Genomic DNA, 26015 nt, shown 5'->3' with positions numbered 1-26015 from the left:
CATGGGCAAGGACTATTCCGATATCGCATTCAAGGACGACGGCCGCCTGAAACTGCTCATCATCGTGGGCACGCGCCCCGAGGTAATCCGCCTGTCCGAGGTCATCAAGAAGTGCCGCCGCCACTTCGACTGCCTGCTGGCGCACACCGGGCAGAACTACGACTATACGCTCAACGGCATCTTCTTCCGCGACCTGTCGCTGGACGACCCGGACGTCTACCTGGACGCCGTGGGAGCCGACCTGGGCGAGACCGTGGGCAACATCATCGCCGCGAGCTACAAGCTCATGGTGCAGGTGCGGCCCGACGCGCTGCTGATCCTGGGCGACACCAACAGCTGCCTGTCCGCTATCGCGGCCAAGCGCCTGCACATCCCCATCTTCCACATGGAGGCCGGCAACCGCTGCAAGGACGAGTGCCTGCCCGAGGAGACCAACCGCCGCATCGTCGACGTGATTTCAGACGTCAACCTGGCATACTCCGAGCATGCCCGCCGCTACCTCAAGGACACCGGTTGCGCCCCGGAGCGCACCTACGTGACGGGCTCTCCCATGGCGGAGGTCCTGCGCGCCAACCTGTACAAGATCGAGGCGTCGAACATTCTCTCCGAGCTCGGCCTGGAGCCCAGGCGCTACATGCTCCTCTCGGCGCACCGCGAGGAGAACATCGACACCGAGGCGAACTTCACGAGCCTGTTCACCGCCATCAATGCCCTGGCGGAGAGGTACGACATGCCGATCCTGTACTCCTGCCACCCGCGCTCCCGCAAGCGCCTGGAGGCCACCGGCTTCAAGCTGGACCCGCGCGTGCGCATGCACGAGCCCATGGGCTTCCACGACTACAACTGCCTGCAGATGAACGCCTTCGCGGTGGTGTCGGACTCCGGTACCCTGCCCGAGGAGTCCAGCTTCTTCGCCTCTATCGGCCACCCGTTCCCGGCAGTGTGCATCCGCACCTCCACCGAGCGCCCCGAGGCACTGGACAAGGCGTGCTTCACGCTTGCCGGCATCTCCGAGAAGGGGCTGTTGCAGGCAGTCCACACCGCCGTCGAACTCGACGCCGAGGGGTCGCTCCCCGAGGCGCCCGTTCCCGACTACGCCGACGAGACAGTGAGCACCAAGGTCGTGAAGATCGTCCAAAGCTACACCGGCGTGGTGGACAAAATGGTGTGGAGGAAGGCATAGCCATGGGTGTCGCCTATAGGATTCTCGATGGCGCCTCCCGTGCCTACAATAAGCTGCTCCTGCTACCCGCGCTTCGTCGCTCTTTCGCAGAATGCGGACATAATGTTACGCTCGGTCGACACAGTGAGGTCTCCGGGGCGGGGAACATTTACATGGGCCACGACGTATACCTGGGCCCCAGGACCACGCTGCTCACGACCCGCGCGAAGATTCGCATCGGTGACTACGTCATGAGCGGCCCCAACCTGACCGTGATTTCCGGCGACCATCGCACCGATATCCTCGACCGGCCCATGATGACGCTCTCCGATGAGGACAAGCTCCCCGAGAACGACCAGGATGTCATCATCGGAGACGATGTGTGGATGGGCAGCGGAGTGACGATTCTCAAGGGTGTTCACGTTTCTGACCACTGCGTCATAGCCGCAGGCGCTGTAGTGACCAAGGACATAGAGCCCGAGTTTTCAATCTGGGGGGGGGTTCCTGCTCGCTGTCTAGGTTCGCGGCTTAAAGGATAACAATGGATTCAACTGTTAATAAGGTTCACTATAAAGTTCTAATGGTCGGCCCCGACCTCTCTCTGCATGGCGGAATCGTTTCCGTCGTACATGGTTATCTGGATGGGGGGCTCCCCGAGGCATGTGATGCCTTCAAGTACTTGGGGACAGGGGTTGGCCACTCTAAGCTCGGAAAATCCTTCGCCTTCTCCCGGGCTCTTGCTCATTACGCGATGACCATGCCCTCCTATGACATCGTTCACCTGCACATCAGCGCGCGTGGCTCTTACAGGCGCAAGTCTATCATGGCGCGTATAGCCCATAAGGCAGGCAAGCGCGTGATATTGCACGATCATGACGGTGAGTTCAAGAAGGCCTTCGAAGAGAGCGATGACGCCTACCGCCGCGATGTAAGGGAGACCTTCGGCATAGCGGATCGCGTCGTGGTGCTCTCGGAGGAGTGGCGCGATTACTTCGCTGAAAACGTCTGCGACCCGGGGAAAATCGATGTCGTCTATAACGGGGTTAAGGTTCCAGCAAAGGCGTGTTCGCCTTGTTCGCATCAAGACGTCCTATTTTTAGGACGTCTTGATGCGCGCAAGAGCCCTGACGTGCTCTTGCGCGCATCAAGGGAAGTGCTGAAGCGCTTCCCGGAGACGAAGGTCGTCTTTGGCGGTGACGGCGAGGTCGAGAAGAATAAACGGCTCGCTGAGGCCCTCGGCATTGCCGACCGATGTGAGTTTTGCGGCTGGGTCACGGGCGACGAGCGTGAGGCCCTTTTCGAGCACGCTGCTGTGTACTGTCTGCCCTCGAAAAACGAAGGCATGCCTATGAGCGTGCTCGAAGCTATGGCGCGAGGTATTCCGACGATCGCAACTTCGGTTGGAGGCATTCCACAGGTCATCAGGGATGGAGTAAATGGGTACCTTATGCCTGTCGATGATGAATCAAAGCTATCAGGGCTGTTGTGCACGCTGATGGGTTCTGAGGACCTTCGTTTGAGCATCGGTCGCGCCGGCAGGTCGACTATTTCGGGAAGATTTAACGTTAAGAGAAATGTAGATGCGATTGTTCAACTCTACAAGGAGTTGGTGGATTAGTGGTCGAGAGAACGCCTAAAACGATTTACTACTGTTGGTTTGGTGATGGGGAGCTTTCTGCGACTGCTCAGAAATGTCTTCTCTCATGGGAAAGATATGCACCTGGCTATTGCATCACATGTTGCGATGAGCGGTTGTTCGATATCGAGTCAACGCCGTGGACTAAGGCGGCCTATGCTGCCGGTAAATATGCGTATGTAGCAGATTATGTGCGCTTCTGGGCCGTTTATAACTTCGGTGGGGTCTACATGGACCTGGGGAGCGAACTTGTTCGTGACATAACTTCGCTCTGTGAAACATATTCACCGTTTTCGGCAATTGAAGAATTGTCAAAAACGGTGAATACAGGGTTGATAGTTGCTGCACCGCGTCATAACCCTTTGCTTGCGGAAGTACTTGATGCGTATGACTCCACACAATTCAGTGACGACCCAGGTTTTCTAAATGATCATACCGTTAATCAGATGTTTACTCGCGTTCTCGAGGCTCATGGGTTTGTACGCGAGAATCGAGGGCAGAACGTTGGCGAATGGACTTTGCTTCCTTCCTCTGCATTTAATCCGGTATATGGATTTGGCGGGTATCACATTAAAAATGATACCTACAGTGTGCATCACTATTCTGCTTCTTGGGCTGAACCTAAATTTAGGACTAAGGGAAAAATTGTCCGCCTATTATCGCCTTTTATTGGTAGACGAGCTGCACAGATAGTAGGTAGGACGATCGCCGAGATTAAGCATAACGGCTTGATTTCCGGTACGGATAACTTGATTAAGCTGACGAAGAATAACGTGAAACAGCCGACAAATAGGAGGTGAATGATGGCCATAACAACTCAGATAAAAAACTGTTGTTCAAATTGTAGCCAGATTAATAGCGAATCTAAACCAGAAATGAATAACGACAGTGCGGTAATGCATTCATTTCTGAAGTTACCAGCTTTGTATGTCATTGGTTTCAGTGTTCTATATTTGCGCTCTGTCCTCTCAATAACAACGCTCGTGGAACTTCCCGATGCTCTGGATAAAAGTCTACTATTAATCGCCAGCGCTTTTCTTCTGCTTCATTGTGTTTCTAAGCTTGATCTATATAGCAAGCATATAGCTCTGATTGTTTTGTCTGTCAGTATTGGTTTCATTAGTTATTTAGTGTCCGGCGAGACTGCATCTTTTGTTGTTATTTTAGCCGTTCTTTCAACGGCTTCGATAACTGATATAGATTGTGTAGTTCGATACTGGCTATTTCTCTCCGTGGCTTTGATGCTGTTTGTAATTACTATGTTTGCCATTCAGATGGTTTGTGACCCTCAGGGTATTAAGTATTTTACTCGCTTGTCCGACAGCGGTCTAATTTTGAAAAAACGTTGGTCCTTTTATTTCTCACACCCAAATATGTTTGGCGCTATGGTTTTAATGTCCTGTAGTGCATTTGTATATTTGTATCAAAATCGAATTGGATTTATCCACTATTTCCTAATCCTTCTGATTGCGTTGTTCGTTTTTGCTTTATCGGACTCGAAAACTTCTTCGATATTAATATGTTTGCTAGTTGTACTTTCAGTCATACAGAGACTCTTTCGACTATTTGATACTGCTCAAGCGAGAATACTAGTTGGGTTACTCCCGCTGGGCGCTTTTCTTATCGTTTATTTGGTTTCGGGACCTCTTTATACCAGTTCTTTGGGCGGCTTATTAACGGGCAGAATTTCCCTATGGCACGCCTGTTATGTTCATCAGGGTTTATCGCTGTTCGGCAATAAGTTTATTGAATCAACGAGTATTGGCGTCAACGGCTGGACGTACTATTACACAACTCTTGACTGTGCTTATGCATCAGGTTTATTTGTTCTCGGTATTGCTTTCTCTCTATGGTTCGTTTGGGCAGTATGGAAATGCGCAAGATGGCGAGGCTATGATTCAGGAAGAGTTTTACCGGCTTTGATTATCATGCTGGTACTTGGTTTTTCTGAAGTACATATTTTTACTTTTGCTATTTGCTATGTGAACTTGTTTCTAGGCAGGCCCCTTTTTGAATTTCCGGAGCGGACTTGCATCGGCTAAGTATCTCGGAGTGGATTTTCTATTTTTGATTTACTGGTTTGACTGATGTTTTAACCAGCAACTTAAAGAAATAGCCCAATAGATATCAATCTGTGTGCGCTGCTCATGTAAGTCAAATTAGCTATTTTGCTGATAGGAGGATTTCTTCCAAATTAGCCTCCTCAGCTCAATCCCTTTATAGGCTGTACTTATCTTCTATTTCACACGTTTACTCTTAGATTGGATTGTTTTGTATGCTACCAAAGGACAAAGTCGCGCTTTCGACATGGTTTTCTTATCACAACTATGGTACCGCGCTGCAGGTTACTGCTTTATATCACGTGCTAAGTCGACTTGGAAAAGAAGTAGACGTTGTTAATTACGTTCCCGTGGGAAACTGCGTGAAAAGGCCTGTTTATAAAGGTTCGGCTTCTGTTTACGGCGAGCTATGCAACAAGGCATTAAATAAGCTTCAGAGTAGAGTTTATGCCCCGGATTCTCGAGAAAAACTGTTCGACGAATTTCTTGATGAACAGCTTACTTTTACTACAAAGTGCATAACGCTGTCCGATTTCGAAAAGCTGAACGATGACTATAGCACTTTCGTTTGTGGTAGCGATCAGATTTGGAACCCTACCGGGCATAATCCTCGTTATTTCTTCGATTATGTATCTAAAAATCGACTGAAGGTGGCTTATGCCCCCAGCGTGGGATGTCCCAGAATTGAAGACGGGGACGTTGCTCGTCGCATGAAGAAGCTCTGCGGCAGGTTTGATGCGCTTTCTACACGCGAGGAATCTGGCAGCAAAATTGTATCTGAGCTTACGGGGAGGGATGTTGAAACCGTAATTGACCCTACCTTGTTGATGAGTTCTTCTGACTGGAATAGTCTCACCGGAGAAGCTGTTGCGCCTTCGGAGCCCTATCTGCTTGCATATATGCTGGGATATAACAAAGACCATTGGAAAAGGGTCTACGAGTTGGCTTCTTTGCTCGACTTGCCGGTGCGCGTTATTCCTGTATTTAAGAGAGACCTTAAAAGAAAAGGCTGTATTACGGACCCCGTTGGCCCCTCAGAGTTCGTTTCGCTAATTGCGAACGCGAACTATGTCTGTACCGATTCTTTTCACGGCGTTGCCTTCTCAATAAATCTTAACCGCGATTTTTGCGTTTTTGAAAGATTTAAGCGGGGGACTTCCGGCAGTCAGAACTCTCGCATTTATAACATTCTTGAAAAGATGGGTCTTCAGGCAAGACTTGCTCTCGATGATGTTTCGAATGAAGAACTTGTTAGCAAAATTGAATGGACGAATCCCAATACGCTGCTTTTGGCTCAACGAGAGAACTCTCTTAATTGGTTAAAAGATGCACTTGCGCTTGAGCCTGCTGCTGACGATGTTAAAAATAGTATTAAGAAAAATCGCTCGCTTTGCTGCGGCTGCGGTGCTTGTGAGGCCGTTTGTCCGGTTGATGCGATTTCCATGAAGCTTGATGAAGAGGGCTTTTGGAGGGCGAGCATTAACGAGGATAAATGCATCTCTTGTGGTAAATGCCGTAAGGTCTGCCCGTTAATTCACCACGAGAGCGCCTTGCCCGTGGAGCAAGGAAAGCTGTATTCATTTAAAACTCAAGACGAAGGCCAGCTCATGCGCTCCTCGAGCGGTGGTGCCGGTGCGACGATTGCCGCGGCTGCTTCCTCTGGTGGTGCGTATGTCCTCGGTTGTGCCTTCGAAGACGGCTGTGGGGCCGTTGGCAAGCTGGTGAGCCCTGGTGACTCCGAGGGGCTCTCTAGTCTTGCAGGAAGTAAATACACTCAAGAAGAAGTACGCGATGAGCTCAAGCGTGCTGTCGACTGCGATGGTCCGTTATTTGTATTCGGTACTCCATGTCAGATTCAGGCTGCGCGGAATCTCTTTGGCGGGCGTGACGACGTTACCTATATCGACTTTGTTTGCCATGGAGTTCCTTCACGTCATCTTCTCAACCGTTACGCAGATTGGTTAAATCATTGCTTTGGTCTCGACCAGCAAAAGTTGCATATCGATTTTCGATACAAGCCCCGTGGCTGGAGAGAGAGATATATATATACGAGCGATGGTTCCTCTGAATCCTGCCGAAGCCAACATGAGGATCCTTACTTCCTGTTGTTTGAGGCCGGCCAATGTTACGGTCAGTCGTGCTATGAGTGTCCTTGGAGGGCAACAAGTGCGGCCGATCTTCGTATGGCAGATTATTGGGGCCCTCGATTTTCCAAAGACAAGACGGGCGTTAGTATGCTTCTTGTTTCGACTGAGCGGGGCGAGAAGATTCTTGCTGATCTTGGGCAAGCTGGAGCTGTTTCTGAACAGCCCTTCTCTGACTATATCAAGTGCCAGCAGACCAAGAACTTCCGTATGCCTGTGTTCCGAGATGCGCTGATTGACACTTTATCTGATCCGTCTTCTAACATCCAAGACATGAGCGATCAATTTGCTATGCCTGTTGCACAAGAGCGAAAGGCTATGAGGCGGTTGAATCCCTTAAAGGGGATTGCTAAAAAGATACTCAAGAGAGGTTAGTGTATGGCGAAAAAGCGTAATAAAGAGCTCGCGGTTAATGCGGGGCTTTTCGCTATTAGCTCTTTCGGTTCAAAGATAATTTCATTTTTACTTTTGCCGCTTTACACGGCCGTGCTGTCTACTGGAGACTACGGCACTGTTGACCTCATGAACAGTACCGTTAGCCTCTTGGTGCCACTGCTCACCCTTAATATTCAGGACGCTGTATTGCGGTTCGGTTTGGGTAAAGACGCTAGACCAGAAGAGATTGTTTCTGTTGGTCTCCGCATGGTGGCGGCAGGAGGCGCTGTCCTGCTCGTGGGTGTCGCCGCGCTATTTTTCCTCGGCCTTTTGCCTGTCAGTGGGATTTATTGCGTTTTCCTTTTGGGGATGTTTTACCTATCTGCGTTGTCCAACGTTTTGACAATGTATTTGAAGTCGCAAGATCATGTGCGCTCTCTCGTGGTAAGCGGCTTGGGCAACACGTTCATCATGAGCGCCTCTGCGGTCCTACTACTCGTTGTGTTTAAAATAGGCGTGCTCGGCTACATGTTTTCAATGATCCTTGGCTACTTGTTTTCTGTGCTTTACCTGTTTTGGGCTGGTAAAGTGTGGCAGTGCTTTGGGGTCGAAGTTCGGTCTGGTCTCGTGCGCTCCATGATTGCATTGAGTGCGCCTCTCGTTGCAAATAGCATCGCATGGTGGATTAACGATGTTAGCGATCGCTACGTTGTTACGTTAATTTGCGGCGCAGCGGCGAATGGCCTTTACGCAGTTGCTTATAAGATTCCTTCAATTTTGTCCACGCTGCAGTCCATCTTCTATAGCGCATGGGCGATTTCCGCGGTTAAAGAGTTTGACTCACAGGACTCAGATGGCTTTCTTGGAAAGACCTATGAGTTGTATTCCGGCGCTATTGCAATTGCATGCTCGATTATCATGCTGCTGGATATACCTCTGGCTAAAATTCTTTACTCGAACGACTTCTTCGATGCATGGCGCTATGTGCCTTTGCTGCTGGTCGGAGTGATGCTCAACGGTCTTTCTCTTTTTGAGGGGTGTCTATTCACTGCGGCATGTAAAACCAAGGCGGTTTCTTGGACTACTGTTGTGGGCGCGGCTGTTGGCATTGCGACATGTATTGGCTTAACTTTATTGATTGGACCCGTTGGCGCCGCCATTGCAACCCTTGTGGGTTATTTGGTTACATGGTCAACAAGAACTGTAGTGATGACGCGTAATATCGCTCGTATTAAGGTTTCATGGCGCACTGAGATCGCAACGCTTCTGTTTTTGATCGTCCAGGCTCTTTTGGCAATGCAATGGGGTATGCAATTAATCCAAGTGCCCGTTCTTGCTATGGTCGTGTTTCTGCGCCGCCTTCAACTCAAGAGCATTTGGAGTTTTGTTCGCAAAAAGATCGCTAGGTAATGGATCGAAGGGTATTTCTATGTCAAAACCTCTAATTTTGATTGCGTGCTATGCGGCAAGCTATGGGGGGAATTTTATTCGCTCGATGAGGGCGCTTGCGGACGCCTATGACGGTGATGTCTCGTTCCTGTTGCCCGAAAAGGCTAGAGGCATGAAATGGCTCGATGAATTGGGAGAATACGAAACAGGTTTTACACCTTTTGACAGGAAGGGACTTCGTAACGCGTGCGTTGCGCTAGCGCAAAAGTACGGTAATCACGCTATCGTTCACACGCACTTTGTCGGAGGGCTTAGCTTGCGTGAGGTCACGCAGGTATTCCCCAACGTCCTGTGTCATTGGCACATGGCGCTCGATGCCCCGATAGGTTTGAAGAGCAAGACAATCTCGCTTGTGAAGAAAGCGGTGTTTAACACCTTTTACTCGAAGGCACGATTTATAGCCGTGTCAGAACCAGTCGCGTCGGCGATTCGTCGCGAGTATCCTAAGGTTCGTGTTGAGTGCGTCCCCAATGCAATCGACTTTTCCAGGTATGCCGACTGTGGGCTCGAAGTACACGGCCGTCCGGCTTTTCCAATTCGGGCGCTCATTTTTGGTTCACACTTCGAGCGCAAGGGGGTCGATATTGCTATGGATGCTTGCGCTAAGTTGCTGCAGCGAAGGGCAGGGGGGGGTGCATCCTTACAGTTCCTACGCATAATCCCAGTGAATGCGTAAAGAAAGTGGTCGCGATCCGCGGCGAAGTACCTTCTTGGCTTCATATTGTACCCGTTGTGGAGGATGTCGCCTCGCTCTACAGCTCGACCGACCTGTTTTTATCGCCTTCGCGCTCTGAGGCGTTTGGCTACGCAGTAGTCGAAGCGGCCTACATGGGTTGCGGCGTCGTGGCAAGTGACGTTCCTGGCCAGAATTCCCTTAAGGGTATAAAGGATATCCAATGGGTGCGCGCTGATGATCCTGACGAACTCGCGGAAGCCATGCTCGCCTCGGTCGATATGCTCACTTCGCGTACCCAGGATGAGCTCGATGCGCTTCGTGTCGATCTCGAAGCCCAATACGGCATCGACTGTTGGGTCGGTCGAATGCTCGAGATTTATAAAACGGTTGGTTAGCTCTCCATTTACGAAATGGTCATGTCTGATCTTAGCGGTTTCCATCGCGAGTATTTGCTCGCTTGAGCACTGCTGAATATCGTGAAGCGGCACCGCCGATATTGCGCCTGGGCACCGGGGCCGACACTGGTCCCGGTGCCTTTTGTTGCTATCGGTCTATCCGTGCCGATCGCGTCGAAAATGTTGGTGTAAGGGTGACGCCCTAGCACCCGTTTAACGAAGAACGGCTCGCCGAGCAGGTCGTCATGGGCGAGATCAACATGCGGTAGCGCCGCGGCGTCGAATGTCAGCAATAAATGGGCACCGGGATCCATGTCGGCCCCGGTGCCCAAGCGCAATAACGGCGGTGCTATTTCGCGATATTCGGCAGTGCTCATGCGAGCAAATACTCACGACGAGCCGCTATTCATTGAGCCTTGAGCAATTTGCGTCTCGACTTAGAGCCTCATTGCCGACTTGTTCAACCAAATCCAGCGGTTTCCGCTGCAGTCAGCATACTCAATTCGATTTACTGCCAAACCGAGGTCTATAAGCCTTTTTGCCAAAGGCAAGTCCTGGCGCTCAACAAAGGCCTGGCCGTTCGGGAACGCGATTGCAAGCAGCGAGTCCAAATAGTGCTGAGTCGTCTCGTCCATATCTTTACCTCCTTTCGGGGCTTGATTTACGACCCATATATTCGGCTATCCGTCAAATACCATCGTGCGGGATTGAGTCACCTTGTGTCTCGTGCATCAATGAGTATGGCGAGAGCGCTGTCGAAAACAACCGCAGCGATCCACTCCTCATTTGGGTTCAAGGCTTACAACTCGATTGCAAACCTCCAGCGCGGCAGGCCTGTGCGTGACGATGATGACGGTACGGCCGAGATTTCGCATGCGGCCCAGCATTTCTCGCTCGGTCTTGGGGTCGAGGGCCGATGTGCATTCATCGAGCAGGAGCACGGGGGACTGGAGTAGACCGCACGCGCAACGGCAAGGTGTTGCTCCAGGTCTCCGTACCAGTTGTCGCTGGTGTCGTCCCAGGTTAGGTCCATCTGGCACCATTTGTCGTCGATCTTTACGGCGTTCCAGGTGTGGCCGTTGCCGGTGATGCGGCCGTTGGCGATGCCCGCGGCGTTAAGGAGCTTGGAGTAGATGCGCTGGTAGCTCTCGCAGGTGCCCTGGTGGCGGGTGAGGCCGCTTTCGGCCGAACACCAGTTGAGGCTGTGGTCGTACTCCAGCTGGTCGAGTGTCCAGTCGTGGAGCCACAGCGCCATGTCGTATTCCGAGCCGTTTGTCTCTTGCCTGCGCAGGTCCACGGCGTTGCTGACGATCTGCGTGACGCTTGGGCGGACGGTGCCGTTTACGGTCACCTCCGCCGTGGTGCGCAGGTAGTAGATCCCCTTGTCGTTTTGGGGGTCGTTTCTGTCGTTGTCCATAAAGTAGAAGTGGATGCGGTACGTGCCCGATGCCGTGAAGTCGAAGGTAAAGTCGTGGTCGGCGGTGCCCAGGCAGTGGTAGCTGGCCCATGCCTGGCGCGACGGGTCGCAGACGCTTTCCTGGCTGCCGCCGTCCCAATAGGTGGGCACGTCCATGCGCGCCTTGGCCCGGGACGAGCCGTTGGTCTGGGTTACGTGGAAGGTCGTCGCGGTGCCCGCGGGGCGTCGTTCCACGAAACGGTGAAGGTGACGCCGTTTTGGGTTGCGGTGGCGGAGTGGGCGTAGGTGGTTTTTGGCGTGGTGGAGATTGCCTCGGGCGTGGGGGTGGGCTGGGCGCGGAGGGATGGGGTGGGGGTGCCGGTTGCGGTGGGGGTACCGTCAGCGTCTTCCGTGTTGACGGCGCTGGTGCCGGTGGATGTTGCGGTGCTGTCTTCTACGGTATCTGCTGTCGCATTTGTGTCCGTGCCGTCTTCAGCCTTGCCTGTGTCGCTGCTCATGGCGTCGGCTTGCGCTTGCTGCTCGGCTGTTGTCGGAGGCTGAATCGCCTCCGCGATGGCTACCATAGGCATCGTCGCGCCGACCATGGACGCGCACGCGATCGCGCAGAGCAGGTAGTAAAGGGGTCGTTTCATAGCGGAGCCTCTCGGTGAGCAGCCAATAGGGTCCGAAGGCAGCTCCAGGCCAGCACTCCGCACATATTTTGTTGGGGTTTATTTTACGGGAACCCCAGTCAACATCAGCGATCTTTCTGGGGAATGTTGGGGGGAGGGGGAGGGAGTTGGTCCTCGGCCTCGCTGTGCGCTGATGTCTTTGCCCTCAACGATGTGCCCGTCGGCGAGGAGCGCGAAGCGACCAATCTGAACAATGACAATCCACCCGTCTGTGCATCCAAACTCCTGGATTATGCACATCGGGATTTTCACGGTCTTGTCGGTGATATTGTCTCGCGGACCGTGTGCATGCATTAGCGTGCATGCATTAGATGGAGGAGTCCTTGTATCCGTAGAGGCGCACCAGCATTTTCGATGCGACCGCCGTCAAGACAATTGGGTGTGCATCAAGGCGCTGTTAACTGCATGAGCCGATTTCTTATAACCTGTTTAAGCAAAGCAAGAATGGGGAATAAAGCTAACTGCCCATCGCGAACTGGCGATGGGGTACGCTACTGCCGTCAATATCGCAAACGACGAAATTCCGACGTTCGCAACATTGACACCAGCGTTGCCTGCTGCTAGCTGGATAAGAGCCTCGATGGTCATAAGTACCAATTCCTCGCTTTCGTCTAGTATGCCATAGGCAAGCATTGTTTTAGGTGGCCGCGAAAGCGTTGGTTGCACTTGCTGCGCCTTTGATTAGCCTGTCCGGGGAGGGTTAGCCGCCGCTTGTTGATCCGGACAGGTTGATTTATTTGGGGGGTATTTTGGCCGAGTTCGATACCGCTCGTATTCCTCGATATAGTTCCAAAAGTTCATATGCCCATTTCGATCATAGGGCCTCTTTTGCCGAAGTTCAGGCCAAGATTTTAGATTCAGGGTACGTTTCTCATCATGCGTTCTACCCTCTTATTTCCAACGAGATCATTACTGTTCGGTATCGTGGAGGTAAGCGAAGCTGCAAAGTTCGCAATATCGCTTATGCCTCGCATTTCGATCACCGCGTCTTCCAGTACTACTCTTATCTGTGGTCGGACTTATATAACAAGAAGGCTATTGCCGAAGAGTTTAATGAGGTTGCCGTAGCGTACCGCTCTTCGCTTTCATCAGACAGCGCCGTAACTGCTGGCAGCAATATTTCCTCAGCTAAAAAGGCATTCGACTATATGCGTGAGCAAGATTCGGCTTTTGTGCTTACGGGTGATTTCGAGAGCTTCTTCGACAACCTAAATCATGCCCATCTAATAGCGTCGTTGCGTTCGTTGTTTCCCAGTGGACGCTTGCCGGACGATCACTATCAAGTTATTAAAAATGTCCTTCGCTATTCGTGCTGGCCTATTGCTGATTTGGCTGCTCGACATGAATTTCCATGGCCAGTAATCGATCCTACTCGGGAGAAAATGATCAATGAAGCGGCTATCGAACTTCGGTTCAAGTCTATTCGTGAACTTAATAAGCTGGATGTTATCTTGCCAAGGTCTGAGTTTCTTGCAAACAAAAGTAAAGTCATCACCAGGCCGTGGCGGCGAACGGGTATTGATCTCGGCATTCCTCAGGGTCTTGCTGCAAGTGGAGTGCTCGCTAACATCTATATGACCGATATCGATATGAAGGTCAGGCTTGCCGTTGAACGGGTTGGTGGCTTGTATCTTCGTTATTGCGATGACTTTATTATTGCCGTTCCAAAATCTGGCTTTGATGCACTTGTAGAGGCAATCAATCTAATGGCCGATGTCGATTCCGTTAAACTGCAATCTGAGAAAACCAAGGTGTTCCGGGTTGATGGCAACGGAGTTGCTCAGCTTGATTTTGAAAGCGTTTGCGCGGGTGAGGTTCTTTCGTATTCCGGTGCACATCCGGCGCAGAAAGTCAGTTTCCTGGGGTTTGACTTTGACGGGCGCATTGTAAGACTTCGACAGTCTACGGTTGGAAAGTACCACAAACGTCTCCGTGAGGCGGCCACTGCGATTGCGCGTTCTAATGAGGGAGAGGGGAGACACGCATCAAAAAAGCGCGTCTCCGCTCTATATCAACATTATTCACCACTCGGTATTAAGGGAAGAAGGCTATGCCCCTCGGGTGATGCTGACCCTTCTGCATTTTCTCGCTATGGGAACTTTCTTTCCTACGTAGCGAGAGCCCAAAAGGCGTTTCCAAATGATCCGATTGCCCCCGACGAGGCTAAGATTTATAGGAAGATTAAACGCTTGAGTGCTCGGTAAACGATGGCTTTAGCGCTGGATTATTCATAGCCATAAATACTAAATCGATATCGGCCAATTCCGATCACTAGGTAACAATTGATGTGCCTTCACGCGGTCGCGGAACGATGCCTCTGAAACTCGAGCCGAACATCAGAATGATATGACAAGAACGGTAGTGTCGCGAAAGTTGGTGTAATGGACTCTTTGGCCCCTGTGTCCAGGATTCGGAATCTATCGATATCCTAGGCCGACCCCATTCTGTCGACAAGCTTAAGGCTGGATTCGACTATCTTCCTGGTGGTCTTTTCCAGCTCGGCCCAGTCATGACAGCTCGATGTGCCCCTCCGGAGCGCCGTGTCGTGCAACTCGGCCCCTTCCTCTCCGAGAAGTAACGCGAGGTTGCCGTGGAGACGGCCAGGATAGTCTCGAAAGCGGCCTGGTCGCGACATGGTGGGCGTATTCTAGGCGAAGGCACGGACCCTTCCGAACCAGGACGGGCCGCTCGCTCGGGCCAACTTTGGCGTACCCTGCTGGAACGGCTTCCGTCAACATCCGTGAAACTACCGCAAGGAGGAGGCCACGGTGATAGATAAGAGGCTTATTGAAGCCGTTCCCGGAGTCGAGAGACTTAAATCCGCAATGATTACCCCAGAATTGTTTGCTAAGGACCTCATGCAAGACTATTCTGGGCGTCCGTTATATACATACGAGGAATGGACGCGCGAGCTCATCAACCACTCTAACGCTTTCAAGGAACTGACCAGAGGTGCGGAGTTTCATGCGCCCGTATCCGAGGCAAATGGGGAGTGTGATGCGGTATCAGACGCGTATCAGTTAGATTTCAAGCTCATCTTCGGAAATTCCATGATGCGCGCCGTAAGTCTCACTTCGTCAAGGCGAGTTTCAGGTCGCGGAATAACTTTAGAACAACTTTGCAGAAGTCATGTAAAAGAACAGAGAGGCTTACGCCTGCATGCAATTCTCAGGGATTACAACCTCGCCAAGCTTGACGAGCTTCTAAAAATTGAGAGTAATAAACAATTTAGTGAAGAAGACCGTGAGGCCCGAGTACTTCTTCGCTCAATCAATCATTCAAAAAACTTGCTGCTAATTTATCCTTGCCGCTTTGAAGGCATCGACAGACTGCCTGAACTTGAGGAAACCGTAAACGCCGCACTTTACTATGACTTCCGGAACGTGCTCGAAGTCCGACGGATACACCATCCCGGCAAGGACACCTTCCTTTCATATTTTTGCGACGACCGCATGGTTGTCACAAGAGCGAGCGGGCGCGGCCTATCCAAGTTCGACGATATCATGGTCGCAAAAAGCAGAACATACATGGATATTATGCGTATGCGTGATCCCGGAGAGTATCAAAGGCTGTTGAAACTTGTTTAACCGACCGCAAGGGCTAGTTTTGTGGACATCAACCCAAGATGGGACCTGCCAAGAGGACCGGACACCGCTGCGTTCGGACTCGCTTTTCTGCATTTAAAAGCAACGCTGAGCTCGACCTCACGGCTTGCGCCAGCTGCTCGGCGGTCTTCTGAGGCTGAACCGCCTCTGCAATGGCTGCCATAGTCATCGTCGCGTTGACCATGGACGTGCACGCGGTCGCGAAGAGCTGGTGGTAAAGGGGGCGTTTCATAGCGGAGCCTCTCGGTGTGCAGCCAATAGGGTCCGAAGGCAGTTTCAGGCTGGCACTCCGCACATATTTTGTTGGGGTTTTACGGGAACCCCAGTCAACATCAGCGACCTTTCTGGGGTATGTTGGTTGATCCGGGGCGCGTAAAACAACAGTTTCAAATATTGTCGCTTCCTGTTCAATTCTGTCTATCTACAATTAATCGCAAGCGTATGACTTGAGGAGATTGTTTACAGGTGGAATCGGTCACTATTCTTTGGATTGTCTTTTATGTCTTTACCGGTTTGGTGAGCGTTCAGCTTGTCCGCTTTGCTGGGCCCTTGGCGATTGGAGGGCAATACAACGTCGAAGAACTGTATCCCTCCGATGAGTCAGGCAGGTTGAACGTTGCCTACCAAATTCTCGCTCCAACAATTTGTTGCCAGCTCCCCGTGTTTATTGTGGCTGCGATTTGCGATGCGTTTTCAGTTCCAGGTCCTTCGCTGCGATACATGCCCACCCTTTTCTATTGGTTGTTTCTTGGGGTAATCAAGCATGCAAGGGGTAAATTGCGGTACCGGACCCTTCCTTTCTCATTCGAGGCGTTCATGTATCTTTTGCTGTCCGTCGCATTCGATCACTTTGTTATCGATGGCTATCTCGGAGGACAGGGGCTAGATGTGCTTGATACTTCGAGTATTGCCTTTGAGTTTGAGCTGGCATTATTTGGTGTTGTGACCTTTTGGATTTCCACCTTTTTTAAGCGTTATCAAATTAAACGTAGCCGTGTGCGCTCATATGTCATTCCGTCATATGTTGTTCCGTCGTACTCCGTATTTAGTTACTCTTCAATTGATACGGGCGAAGCCAGGCTATTCGCATACGAGCGTGAATATGGTGATCTTTTACCTCAGCGTTTTTCGAATGATCTCCTGTTGAGAAGTGTTTTCTTCGCAATTATGGCTATAGAGGATGGGAATCGTCCTGAGTTCATCCGAACGATCGAGCGTATGGCCGCTCATTTCCATTTGGCAAATACTACGGGGATAATGCAGCAGAAGAGCGAGACTCCTCTGTCTGATAGGGATAGCGTTAAACTCGCAATTCCCTATATTGAGAGCATGTGGGACCAGTTCCTTGTTGAATTCGGTCGTTCTGCTGAAGGATCCGGGGGAGACGGTCTGCGAATTTTCATGGGCTATTACACCTACGACTACTTGATGTTGTCGCGGACTATCCGCAATCACTTTGCGCCATTTTATGGGGACTATTGTGGAACGAGATTACTTAATGCTAATCGCGTATTTTGCGATGTACTGGAATTTGAGGAAAGGCAACGTTACGGATTGCTTCCAAAGACGGTTTCTGCGACTGGATCGATATGCGCCACTGAGCTTGGGTGGCTTTCTGGAGAGTACTGTTATTGGTCCGATTACAATACGGTTGTATCCTGCCTGAATGAAAATGATGCCAATGGCGTTAAGCTGGTCAGCAAAAATGATGTGAACAAGTCTCAGATAGCCGAAACGACTTCAAGGCTTAAGGAAGAAGGCATTTCCGTTCTTGAGGTTAAGTACGTGCCAGGCGCGTCGGCGACCATCGTGTGCATCGGCGATTCCTTGAAGATTTCGAGTACTGTCGGTAGTGACTGGATGGTTGTTAGCTAGGTGAATCATCTTTGCCTTTCCGCATATTGACTGCGCATTCTCGTGCACGGACGCGAAAATGCTTCGCATTAGTTTCAACGCGAAGAGTATTTGCTACATGATTAACTTATTTGGATGCGCAATTACTGCGCATCTAGGTTACCATCCTGTTAGTGATGCAGTTGTCGTGGGCTCTACGTGAGGCGATGACAAAGGAGGGTCGTTGTTCGGTTGTTATCGGCAACGGCCCTTTGATTTTAGGAGTTACTTTGGCGATGGAATTTTAGACTTTCGCTCAACTTATCGAACTCCTAGAGAGTCATGGCGTTCTAACTGATGCCGCTGCGCTAGATTGCCTGAGGCGCGAAATGAATATTTGCTCGTCGGAGCACTGCTGAATATTGGGTCACCTGTGCGGTTCGAATTTTCAATTGTCGAGCAGCTTTGTCTCCGATGAAGTCTTGCAATTCTAGTAAAATCCAAACATATGTTCTATACTTATGGAAGTAGCTTGTTTGGAGGCGCTAGATGGAAGTCGGAAGAAATGACATTGTAGACAGCGTTGTCCGTCTGATAAATGGGGTGGGCCGTAGCCCCTATTTATTCGTTGGCTCGGGGTTTTCCCGTAGATACATGGGTACCGACGATTGGGTTGGTTTGTTAAGGCACCTCTGTTCCCGTCTTTCCGATGATCCCTTTCGGCTTGACTCGTACCTGGCACGTTGTCCAGATGAGTCTGACAATAGCGCATTGCCCTCTGCCGCGACGATGCTTGATAAGGATATGCGCATAGCTGTTCTTGAGGACCCTCGCTTCGCTTCTTTTAGAAACGATCATGTAGAGGACATTCGTCAGCGTAAATCTATTTTAAAGATCATGGCGGCCGAGAGGTTATCCTCGTTCAAACCTGCATATATGACGCATGAGCTTGATATATTGAGAGAGGTTGGCAGGCGGCGTATCTCTGGAGTTATAACAACCAACTATGACTGTCTCCTGGAGTCGCTATTTCCCGAGTTTAAAGTTTTTTTGGCCAAGACGATCTCGTCTTTCACAGATCTTTTGAAATGGGTGAAATCTATAAGATCCACGGTTCTATGGATAATCCTGAATCTATGGTTCTTGAGGAGGCAGATTACGCAAAACTCGCCGAAACACAGGATTACTTGGCTGCCAAGTTGTTAACTATTTTTATGGAATACCCAATTATTTTTATCGGTTATTCCCTTAACGACCCCGATATCCAAGCTATCCTCATGTCGATTTCGCGCTGCCTCGGTTCTAACAATCTTGCGTTGCTTAGAAAGCGCTTTATCTTCCTTACTAGGGGAGAAAACGCAACCTCAACTCATTCGTTTACCTTTCCAGGTATTGGCGAGATAAGCATGACCGAGATTAGGACGAACGATTTTGGTGCGGTGTATGAAGCAATTGGACAATCCAAATGCTCCTTCTCGCCCAGGATCATTCGTGAGCTTCGCAGGAGCATCTACGCCTTGGCTGATGAGGGCGATCCGAATGACTCTCTGGTAGTTGAAGCGAGTTTTAGCGACCTCGAGAGACTTCCGGAGGGACAGCACCTTGTGCTGGGCATCGGTGTTGTGAATGCTTCTTTAGGGCACGGGCATATGGTCAAAGCCGAACTTCTATATCGTGATGTTGTGTTTGATGACGAACATGTTGCTCCTAAGCTTGCCGTCGAGGAATACCTTCCTTCGCTGCTTGCTTCTAACTCGGGTGGTTTGCCCATGTATAAGTATTTAAGCGCGTATTCAGGGGAAGTTCTTAATCCAAGGATGCTAAAGGAAATAGATGAGAAGAAGGATTTAGATGCTTTTCTAAACAACAGCCTACGAAAGGCAAAAGGTAGCTATCATCATTCGGGAATTAGACACTCGGTTCAGTCTGTTATAGCTAACGAAGGCTTTGAGGAAGCATTTAAAAAGCTTGTGCTACTTGAAGAAGATGAGATCGATCTAAATAAGTTGCTTGAATATCTGAGGGCGCTCATCATAGACGATCGCAAGATAATCCACGGTAATAGCGAGCTGAAACGGCTTATTAGAATGTATGATTTCCTTAAGTACAAGAAGGCCTTCGACATATCGGCTACTAGTGAGTAATCCCACCTAGCGTCTATGAAGAAGGCCATCTTTGTAAACTATGGCATCTGAGCGTATAGTGCGAACACCACGTGCAAATGCATACTTAATATAACGCTTTCTGCTTGAAATCACAATGGTGTCTGTTTCGACCCGCCAATCAAGGGAAGATAGTGTAGAGTATCTTCCTGCAATACAAAAGCTCTTTGGGAGCTTTAAGGGTGACGCTTTCAAATTGAGAGTGTTGCCCTTTTTTCATGTATGCAATGTGTGACGTACTAGCCAAGCACCATCCCGGCAATGGAATGATCGAGCATGGGCGGCTTCTACTGGTTGACGTGATCGTGGTCAAACAAGTGATATCGATTAGAATTAAATCAATTGCGCTGGAAGCCTTCGGGCGACACCTGAAGAGGGTTGATGCGTCGGTCCTCTTTTTTTGTTTGGATGTAAGATTCGGCCAGGCAAAACAAGGATCTCATTTGGGGAGAACAAATATCCGGCGGTTTTCCGCTTCGGGACGCGCGGTTTAAGGGTGCTTTTCGGAAGTGCGGGGAAAAATCGGAAACCTCCGAGCATAAACCGAATTTCGGCAACAAAACCGCAGGTCGCGGAAGGCTAAAACAGGGGTCTGGTCTGTCGATCTCGGTTTTTCACCGCACTTCCGGAAACGCCCGACGGAAGCATGCGGCAAATTTTGGAACCCTCGAGCACATCGTCCTTTTCATGAAAAGAACCCGCAGGTAGAAGCGTTGCCACTATCCAGTGTGGTTGACGTGTCTAGAATATGCCGCACACTTCCGGATTTTGCATAAGCTCGACTGGTTTGTTTATCGATTGGGGCAGAGGAATCTTGTCTGGACCTCGTTATATGTATTTAAATGGATGAACTTAACCTATAAGTTAAGTTCATCTAGAAATGGGAGGTGCCCTTTGGCAGAAGGATATGATCTTGTCGAATATAGAGACCTCAAGGGTCGACCGTTTTGGGAATTGACGGCTTCTCCCGACAACTCTCAATTCCAGAAAATGTTGTCAGACCCTAAGCGGAAATTAACCGCTCGAACAATGATCGGCCAGAATAGCACGTCAACTTCTGGAATCTGAGCCTTGACTTTTATACTTGGCTTTCGAAACGGAGAACACAATGAATAAAGTAGATTTATCTGATTTTTACGCCGATACAGAAACCAGCGAAACACGCGCTTATGAACACGCGCTAGATATCGAGTTTATTGTTCATCGCGAGATGAAGCGTCTGGGTTTAAGCAAAAGCGATTTGGCAAAGCGTATGGGCGTGAGCCTTCAGTCGCTTTCGAAGCTGTTGAATTCTCAGCCCAATATGACGCTGAAGACGATCGCTAGGTTCGAGCTTGCTTTGGGTATCAATATCGTTCCTAAGGTTACCGTTAGCTATTCTAAAGAGCTACCGTTTCTTTCATCCAACAATTTCGTGCGAGAGCAATGGTCTTTTAGGAACGAGCGTCCGTCCTCGCATGTGAATCTCGAGATGATTTCCGGAGGTTTGGCAGCATGAGTGGGGATTTTATTGCTCCGATTCAAGTCGTTCATTTGTTCGTCGTTGACTCCGATTTCCATATCGAGGATTCGCCCTCGGATAACATGGAATTAAAAGTTGACGTTAGCTACCAAGATGTCCATCTTTCGAAAAAAGGTAATGATGCACGCGCAAGTCTAAAGATGTGCGTAATTGGCAGCCTCCTTGACAGAGACGAAGGTGCACAGGAGAAGATTCACGCTGGCGTTACAGTATCCATCTCGGTTTCAGCGCAAATGCCAATGAACTCTCCCGATGACGAGGCGCGTCACTACCTTCTTTCAAATGCTATTTCGATGGCATATGCCCATGCAAAGAGCTATTTGATGGTTGTTACTGGACTTTCACCCATGGGAGCGCTTACATTGCCTGCCATTCTCCCTGCAGAGCTGTCAGCAGATTGCGATGTGCCTTTTCAGAGCGAATAGCATTTCCTCGATGAATCTAAGTCGAATGAGTTGCCGCTCTCACATCCTCTAAAAAGTTCTTAAAACAGCCTTAAAGGCGCCTTGGCTCGCTTTTACAGCGTACAATACGCATGTTTGACTATGGCAAAAGTAGATTTTTGGGGAGGGGGAACGCCGTGGAAGTGCTGGTTGTTGGCAACACCGCATATGTTGACGATGACTTTTGCTCCAAGGCGTTCCCCGGCGACCATGTGTAGGTCGTAGCCGCGCAGGACGCGCGCCGCGATGAGTCGTCGCCCCATGCTTCGTGGAAAGAGCTCCTCCAGCACCTGGACCAGGCCTACGAGTTTGAGCGCGTGGTCTACCTTTCTACCTACCTCACCCCGCATACCGTGACTTTTGGCGACATTGGGCTGCTGCGCTCGGTGTTTCGTGCCTGTATGGGACGCAATGTGCAGCTGCTGTTTATTGCGGGGCCCGCGGGTGCAGAGGGCACCACTGGCAGATGTGACGACGACGCCACGGCCGCCAGTGGCGCCCAGACGGGCAAGGGCATTATCGCCCGCGCTGCCAACGACCTGTGCCGTTACTATGCATCGCGCGACGGCATCCAAGCCAAAGTCCTGCGCGTGCCGTATCTGTATACCGCATCGCCAGCATTAACCGACCCATTTTTGGTGCAGTTGTTCGAGGCATGCTCGGGCGGGTCGGTCGCGCTTCAGGGTGCGGCAGATGCGCCGTTTCCCCTGCTGTGTGCCGAGGAACTCGCGGTGTTGGTGCATCGTATCTTTGACAGCTGGGATGCCAACTTTGAGATGCTCGACGTTGCAGACGCTTTTGGCCACCCGAGGCCTATGGCGTGACCGTTGACGCTCCGGGTGCGAGCGTGACCTATCACACGCTCAGCATCTAGGCGCTTCGTCGCCCATCGGCGCTATACTGCAGCCGTTACCCACGATGCGGGGAACACCCGCATCGTGGGTTTTTGCTTATGAAGGGACGGTGCCGTGTGGATGTACAGCAGCTAGAAGAGGCCTGGGCTGCAAGGGCCGGCGCGCGTGAGGCACGTCTTGCTGCAGCGCCGCATGTGCCGGCGGCGCTGTCTCTGTTGGGGATTGTACGTCCCGGCGATCGCCTGGTTGCGTTTGCCAATGACTTTGCCGATGTGTTTGCGCGCGGCTTTGATGCCTGCGACGTGGCTATGGTGGGGGAGCCCGCGGCTGCGGCGTTTGCTGCTACGTCCGAGGGCTTTGATGCTTCGTTTGATGCCGAGGGGCCGCACCTGTGGTGGTTCGTCAACTCCATCGGCGGGTTTGGTCTGCGTGTGCCCGATCTGCGTACGCTGGGTCGGGCGGCGCGTGAGGCCCATGCGCTGCTGGTTGTGGACAACACCGTGGCATGCGTCTTTGGCTGCGATCCGTTGCGGCTGGGCGCTGCGCTGTCGCTCGAGGCGCTCGATCGCGTATGCGCCGGTAAGGCTCCGCGCAAGCTGGTTGCCGCTTCGGTGGCGCGCTCGCAGCTCAAGCGCCATCGCGTGGATGCCGCGGCTGAATGCGTGCACGCGTTGTTTGCGGGCTGCGGTGCGTCGGCGCTCGACCTTTCTACCGAGGAGGCCGACGTGCTGGAGCGTGGGCTGGACTCGCTCGATGCCCGCATGCAGGCACATTTCGACCGCGCACGTGCGCTGGCCGAGTACTTGGCTGTCAATGAGATGGTGCACGCCGTGCGCTATCCCGGACTGAGCTCGCATCCCGACCATGCGGTTGCAACTGGAATCCTCGAGCACGGCTTTGGTCCGGCAGTTGAGTTTGACCTTATCGAGCGCAGTGCGGGCGATTTGTTCGATGCTTTGCCGGGGGAGTTTCGTACATCGCCGGCCGGCGGCGCAACGACGCGCCTTTCGGCTCCACGCGGCAAGCAGGGGTGCACCATCCGCCTCTTCGTCGGCACCGACAACCCCCTGATCGTGGCCGCCACCCTAGACAACGCCCTCCGCAAGTAGCTAATCGGGGTCTGTGCCACGAAAACGGCCTATTTACTACGTTTAAGCCGTAGGGGTCGACCATACCCGCTTATTTTGAAAATCGCCAAGCTGTCTACCAGCGGTTTTATTTTCATAATGCCCGGTATGGTCTAGGGTATTCAACTAAACGTAGTAGATGGGCCCATTTTGTGGCGCGAGCCTCAATCCGAGGGCGCGCTGGACAACAATTCAGTCCCAAAAGGACTATCCTGCGTTGATGCTGGCGATGAGGTCGTTGGCCTTTGCGGCAATTACATGGTTGATGTCGGCCTGCAGCTCCTCGTACACCGCTATGGCTCGCTCGCCGGAGGGCGTGAGCGTGGATCCGCGGGCGCCGTCGCGCTCGATGAGTTTGCATCCCAGCTGCCCTTCGGCCTCGTTCACGATGCGCCAGGCCTTAGAATACGCCATGCCCATGCTTTTGGCGGCGCGGTTGAGTGAGTGCTCCCGGGCAATACCCTGCAGCAGCAAGACGCAGCCATGGCCGAACACGCCCGGCAAATCCTTGTCGCACGCTTGAATGACCAACTTTGCCGTCGTCTTGTACTTCATACGCTCCACGTCTCCCCGCTAAAGTGATTGCTGGGCAAACGCAAAGCCTGCGTCAAACCCTCGTGTGCTCTTTCTAAACCATGCATTGTAGCAGTCAAAGTGCGTTAAGATACTTCCCCAGTATTGGGCGCCCAAGGTTGGGCTGGGTCCTACGAGGCCTGCAGCCGACCGGTCGCATGGAAAAAGGAGAAACATGGCTACGTTCTTTCCCGGTGAGTCCCACACGTTTTCGGAGTATCTGCTGGTTCCTGGTTACTCGTCCTCGCAGTGCATCCCCAACAACGTCTCTCTTAAGACGCCGCTAACCCGCTTCAAGCGCGGTGAGAAGCCGGCAATCACCCTGAACATCCCCATGGTTTCCGCCATCATGCAGTCCGTCTCGGGCGTCGACATGGGCGTCGCGCTCGCTACCGAGGGTGGCCTGTCCTTCATTTACGGTTCTCAGACCCCCGAGTCCGAGGCTGCTATGGTTAAGGCCGTTAAGGATCACAAGGCTGGTTTCGTTCAGTCCGATTCCACGCTGACCCCCGACATGACCATGGAGCAGGTCATCGAGCTCAAGGAGAAGACCGGCCACTCCACCATGCCGGTCACCGACGATGGCACTCCCAAGGGCAAGCTCCTGGGCATCGTCACCAGCCGTGACTATCGCCCCAGCCGCGATGACCACCAGAAGAAGGTCTCCGAGTTCATGACCCCGCGCGAGCAGCTCATCGTGGGCGACAAGAACATCAGCCTCAAGGTTGCCAACGACGTCATCTGGGACAACAAGCTCAACGCCCTACCTATCGTCGACGACAACGATCACCTTATGGGCATCGTCTTCCGCAAGGACTACGACAGCCACAAGACCAACCCCAACGAGCTGCTCGATAACGACAAGCGCTATATGGTCGGCGCCGGTATCAATACCCGCGACTATGCCGAGCGCGTGCCGCTGCTCATCGAGGCCGGTGCCGATGTCCTGTGCATCGATTCTTCCGAGGGCTTCAGCGAGTGGCAGAAGCGCACCATCGAGTGGATCCGCGCCAACTACGGCGAGGACGTCAAGGTCGGTGCCGGTAACGTCGTCGACGCCGAGGGCTTCCGCTTCTTGGCCGACTGCGGGGCCGACTTCATCAAGGTCGGTATCGGCGGCGGTTCCATTTGCATCACCCGCGAGACCAAGGGCATCGGCCGTGGCCAGGCCACCGCGCTGATCGACGTCTGCCGCGCCCGTGACGAGTACTACGAGGAGACCGGTGTCTACGTGCCCGTGTGCTCCGACGGCGGCATCGTCTACGACTACCACATGACGCTCGCCCTTGCCATGGGCGCCGACTTTATGATGCTGGGCCGCTACTTCGCCCGCTTTGACGAGAGCCCGACCGAGCGCGTCAACGTCAACGGCCAGTACATGAAGGAGTACTGGGGCGAGGGTTCTGCGCGTGCCCGCAACTGGCAGCGCTACGACCTGGGCGGCGCGGCGAAGCTCAGCTTCGTCGAGGGCGTCGACTCCTACGTTCCCTATGCCGGTTCCCTCAAGGACGGCGTGGGCGGCACGCTCTACAAGGTCAAGTCCACGATGTGCAACTGCGGCGCCCTCTCGATCCCCGAGCTCCAGGAAAAGGCACGCCTGACCCTGGTCAGCTCCACCTCCATCGTCGAAGGCGGCGCCCACGACGTTGTCGTAAAGGACTCCCAGCAGTCCGTATCTTATCGATAAGCGGCTTTCCCAAGCACCGCACCTTGCCGTTCAAACCGTCGCTCGCGTACCAAAGTACGCGTCGCTCCTCTTTCACGGCAATCTGCGGCACTTGGAAAACCCGTTCGTTCTAGAACGGGTTGCACATAAAGGTTGAGTATCAACCACGTTATTTAGATAAAGCGAGATGCCTGCAAGTCGCAGACATCTCGCTTGTTGTATTTGCTATCATCAGTCAAGTTAAC

Annotated in this window: 24 protein-coding genes; 19 read left to right on the top strand and 5 right to left on the bottom strand. The window is 52.0% G+C overall.

Going from position 1 to position 26015, the window contains the following annotated elements; translation table 11 throughout:
- The first annotated feature begins 1 nt into the window (after nucleotide 1).
- The 9 genes from wecB (at nucleotide 2) to DWX63_RS00955 (ending at nucleotide 9897) form a co-directional block, all read left to right on the top strand.
- Nucleotides 2-1183, top strand: coding sequence for a non-hydrolyzing UDP-N-acetylglucosamine 2-epimerase (gene wecB / locus DWX63_RS00990; protein WP_117842532.1), 1182 nt, complete (start codon nucleotides 2-4; stop codon nucleotides 1181-1183).
- Nucleotides 1184-1335: 152 nt separating this feature from the next.
- Nucleotides 1336-1701: an acyltransferase gene (locus DWX63_RS00985; protein ID WP_158559581.1), complete on the top strand. Its 366-nt coding sequence runs from the start codon at nucleotides 1336-1338 to the stop codon at nucleotides 1699-1701.
- Nucleotides 1702-1703: 2 nt separating this feature from the next.
- On the top strand, nucleotides 1704-2780 hold the full coding sequence (locus DWX63_RS00980) for a glycosyltransferase family 4 protein (protein WP_117842530.1): 1077 nt from the start codon (nucleotides 1704-1706) through the stop codon (nucleotides 2778-2780).
- Entirely contained in the window at nucleotides 2780-3598 is an 819-nt protein-coding gene (locus tag DWX63_RS00975; protein WP_117842529.1) for a glycosyltransferase family 32 protein, read from the top strand. Before DWX63_RS00980 ends, DWX63_RS00975 begins: the two co-directional genes overlap by 1 nt.
- A gap of 183 nt (nucleotides 3599-3781) precedes the next feature.
- Nucleotides 3782-4840, top strand: coding sequence for a hypothetical protein (locus DWX63_RS11090; RefSeq protein WP_158559580.1), 1059 nt, complete (start codon nucleotides 3782-3784; stop codon nucleotides 4838-4840).
- Nucleotides 4841-5073: 233 nt separating this feature from the next.
- Complete coding sequence (locus DWX63_RS00970) at nucleotides 5074-7377, top strand: polysaccharide pyruvyl transferase family protein (RefSeq protein ID WP_117842528.1); 2304 nt, start codon at nucleotides 5074-5076, stop codon at nucleotides 7375-7377.
- Between the two features lie 3 nt (nucleotides 7378-7380).
- Nucleotides 7381-8787: an oligosaccharide flippase family protein gene (locus DWX63_RS00965; RefSeq protein ID WP_117842527.1), complete on the top strand. Its 1407-nt coding sequence runs from the start codon at nucleotides 7381-7383 to the stop codon at nucleotides 8785-8787.
- 19 nt (nucleotides 8788-8806) lie between these two features.
- The gene (locus DWX63_RS00960; RefSeq protein ID WP_117842526.1) at nucleotides 8807-9502 is read left to right on the top strand and encodes a hypothetical protein; all 696 of its coding nucleotides are present in this window, start codon (nucleotides 8807-8809) and stop codon (nucleotides 9500-9502) included.
- A gap of 5 nt (nucleotides 9503-9507) precedes the next feature.
- The gene (locus DWX63_RS00955) at nucleotides 9508-9897 is read left to right on the top strand and encodes a glycosyltransferase (RefSeq protein WP_255413224.1); all 390 of its coding nucleotides are present in this window, start codon (nucleotides 9508-9510) and stop codon (nucleotides 9895-9897) included.
- A gap of 8 nt (nucleotides 9898-9905) precedes the next feature.
- Here the strand turns inward: DWX63_RS00955 and DWX63_RS00950 are convergent, their stop codons facing one another.
- From DWX63_RS00950 to DWX63_RS00935, 4 genes are all read right to left on the bottom strand, one after another.
- A complete protein-coding gene (locus tag DWX63_RS00950; RefSeq protein ID WP_117842524.1) occupies nucleotides 9906-10274 on the bottom strand; it encodes a hypothetical protein in 369 nt (122 codons plus the stop codon).
- Between the two features lie 60 nt (nucleotides 10275-10334).
- The gene (locus DWX63_RS00945) at nucleotides 10335-10532 is read right to left on the bottom strand and encodes a hypothetical protein (RefSeq protein ID WP_117842523.1); all 198 of its coding nucleotides are present in this window, start codon (nucleotides 10530-10532) and stop codon (nucleotides 10335-10337) included.
- 164 nt (nucleotides 10533-10696) lie between these two features.
- Nucleotides 10697-11548: a transglutaminase domain-containing protein gene (locus DWX63_RS00940; RefSeq protein ID WP_158559578.1), complete on the bottom strand. Its 852-nt coding sequence runs from the start codon at nucleotides 11546-11548 to the stop codon at nucleotides 10697-10699.
- Nucleotides 11506-11946: a hypothetical protein gene (locus tag DWX63_RS00935; RefSeq protein WP_117842521.1), complete on the bottom strand. Its 441-nt coding sequence runs from the start codon at nucleotides 11944-11946 to the stop codon at nucleotides 11506-11508. The genes DWX63_RS00940 and DWX63_RS00935 overlap by 43 nt, the downstream gene beginning before the upstream one ends.
- Nucleotides 11947-12734: 788 nt before the next feature.
- Here DWX63_RS00935 and DWX63_RS00925 point away from each other — a divergent pair.
- The 9 genes from DWX63_RS00925 (at nucleotide 12735) to DWX63_RS00880 (ending at nucleotide 23513) form a co-directional block, all read left to right on the top strand.
- Nucleotides 12735-14189 (top strand): reverse transcriptase domain-containing protein, encoded by a 1455-nt coding sequence (locus DWX63_RS00925; RefSeq protein WP_147336043.1) that lies wholly within the window; start codon nucleotides 12735-12737, stop codon nucleotides 14187-14189.
- A gap of 564 nt (nucleotides 14190-14753) precedes the next feature.
- Nucleotides 14754-15572, top strand: a complete 819-nt coding sequence (locus DWX63_RS00915) for a hypothetical protein (RefSeq protein ID WP_117842517.1) — start codon at nucleotides 14754-14756, stop codon at nucleotides 15570-15572.
- Nucleotides 15573-16055: 483 nt separating this feature from the next.
- Nucleotides 16056-17465, top strand: coding sequence for a hypothetical protein (locus DWX63_RS00905; RefSeq protein ID WP_117842515.1), 1410 nt, complete (start codon nucleotides 16056-16058; stop codon nucleotides 17463-17465).
- A 1046-nt stretch (nucleotides 17466-18511) separates the two neighbouring features.
- Nucleotides 18512-19567: an SIR2 family protein gene (locus DWX63_RS00900; protein WP_117842514.1), complete on the top strand. Its 1056-nt coding sequence runs from the start codon at nucleotides 18512-18514 to the stop codon at nucleotides 19565-19567.
- Between the two features lie 1126 nt (nucleotides 19568-20693).
- Nucleotides 20694-21083 (top strand): helix-turn-helix transcriptional regulator, encoded by a 390-nt coding sequence (locus DWX63_RS00895; RefSeq protein WP_117758172.1) that lies wholly within the window; start codon nucleotides 20694-20696, stop codon nucleotides 21081-21083.
- On the top strand, nucleotides 21080-21532 hold the full coding sequence (locus tag DWX63_RS00890; protein WP_117842513.1) for a hypothetical protein: 453 nt from the start codon (nucleotides 21080-21082) through the stop codon (nucleotides 21530-21532). Before DWX63_RS00895 ends, DWX63_RS00890 begins: the two co-directional genes overlap by 4 nt.
- Before the next feature lie 110 nt (nucleotides 21533-21642).
- Nucleotides 21643-21768: a hypothetical protein gene (locus tag DWX63_RS11595; protein ID WP_255413223.1), complete on the top strand. Its 126-nt coding sequence runs from the start codon at nucleotides 21643-21645 to the stop codon at nucleotides 21766-21768.
- Nucleotides 21769-21867: 99 nt separating this feature from the next.
- Nucleotides 21868-22374 (top strand): hypothetical protein, encoded by a 507-nt coding sequence (locus DWX63_RS00885; RefSeq protein WP_117842512.1) that lies wholly within the window; start codon nucleotides 21868-21870, stop codon nucleotides 22372-22374.
- A 146-nt stretch (nucleotides 22375-22520) separates the two neighbouring features.
- Nucleotides 22521-23513 carry a PLP-dependent transferase gene (locus tag DWX63_RS00880; RefSeq protein WP_158559577.1) on the top strand — a complete coding sequence of 331 codons (993 nt, stop codon included), beginning with the start codon at nucleotides 22521-22523 and terminating at the stop codon, nucleotides 23511-23513.
- A gap of 225 nt (nucleotides 23514-23738) precedes the next feature.
- On the opposite strand, the gene DWX63_RS00875 is transcribed toward DWX63_RS00880, so the two are convergent.
- Nucleotides 23739-24086 (bottom strand): winged helix-turn-helix domain-containing protein, encoded by a 348-nt coding sequence (locus DWX63_RS00875; protein WP_117842510.1) that lies wholly within the window; start codon nucleotides 24084-24086, stop codon nucleotides 23739-23741.
- Nucleotides 24087-24279: 193 nt separating this feature from the next.
- Between DWX63_RS00875 and DWX63_RS00870 the strand changes: the two genes are divergently transcribed.
- A complete protein-coding gene (locus DWX63_RS00870; RefSeq protein WP_089571691.1) occupies nucleotides 24280-25791 on the top strand; it encodes an IMP dehydrogenase in 1512 nt (503 codons plus the stop codon).
- Nucleotides 25792-26015 lie beyond the last annotated feature (224 nt).

The organism is Collinsella sp. AF20-14LB, from assembly GCF_003459505.1.
Taxonomy (GTDB): Bacteria; Actinomycetota; Coriobacteriia; order Coriobacteriales; family Coriobacteriaceae; genus Collinsella.
This window is presented reverse-complemented; position numbering and strand designations above follow the sequence as displayed.

Excerpts from the sequence above, each read along its gene's own strand:
- DWX63_RS00980 (WP_117842530.1), top strand. The coding sequence starts at position 1,704 with ATGGATTCAACTGTTAATAAGGTTCACTATAAAGTTCTAATGGTCGGC.
- DWX63_RS00970 (WP_117842528.1), top strand. The coding sequence starts at position 5,074 with ATGCTACCAAAGGACAAAGTCGCGCTTTCGACATGGTTTTCTTATCAC.
- DWX63_RS00985 (WP_158559581.1), top strand. The coding sequence starts at position 1,336 with ATGGGCCACGACGTATACCTGGGCCCCAGGACCACGCTGCTCACGACC.
- DWX63_RS00960 (WP_117842526.1), top strand. The coding sequence starts at position 8,807 with ATGTCAAAACCTCTAATTTTGATTGCGTGCTATGCGGCAAGCTATGGG.
- DWX63_RS00900 (WP_117842514.1), top strand. The coding sequence starts at position 18,512 with ATGGGTGAAATCTATAAGATCCACGGTTCTATGGATAATCCTGAATCT.
- DWX63_RS00875 (WP_117842510.1), bottom strand. The coding sequence starts at position 24,086 with ATGAAGTACAAGACGACGGCAAAGTTGGTCATTCAAGCGTGCGACAAG.
- DWX63_RS00945 (WP_117842523.1), bottom strand. The coding sequence starts at position 10,532 with ATGGACGAGACGACTCAGCACTATTTGGACTCGCTGCTTGCAATCGCG.
- DWX63_RS00895 (WP_117758172.1), top strand. The coding sequence starts at position 20,694 with ATGAATAAAGTAGATTTATCTGATTTTTACGCCGATACAGAAACCAGC.
- DWX63_RS00935 (WP_117842521.1), bottom strand. The coding sequence starts at position 11,946 with ATGAAACGACCCCTTTACTACCTGCTCTGCGCGATCGCGTGCGCGTCC.
- DWX63_RS00870 (WP_089571691.1), top strand. The coding sequence starts at position 24,280 with ATGGCTACGTTCTTTCCCGGTGAGTCCCACACGTTTTCGGAGTATCTG.
- DWX63_RS11595 (WP_255413223.1), top strand. The coding sequence starts at position 21,643 with ATGTTTGACTATGGCAAAAGTAGATTTTTGGGGAGGGGGAACGCCGTG.
- DWX63_RS00890 (WP_117842513.1), top strand. The coding sequence starts at position 21,080 with ATGAGTGGGGATTTTATTGCTCCGATTCAAGTCGTTCATTTGTTCGTC.
- DWX63_RS00965 (WP_117842527.1), top strand. The coding sequence starts at position 7,381 with ATGGCGAAAAAGCGTAATAAAGAGCTCGCGGTTAATGCGGGGCTTTTC.
- wecB (WP_117842532.1), top strand. The coding sequence starts at position 2 with ATGGGCAAGGACTATTCCGATATCGCATTCAAGGACGACGGCCGCCTG.
- DWX63_RS00950 (WP_117842524.1), bottom strand. The coding sequence starts at position 10,274 with ATGAGCACTGCCGAATATCGCGAAATAGCACCGCCGTTATTGCGCTTG.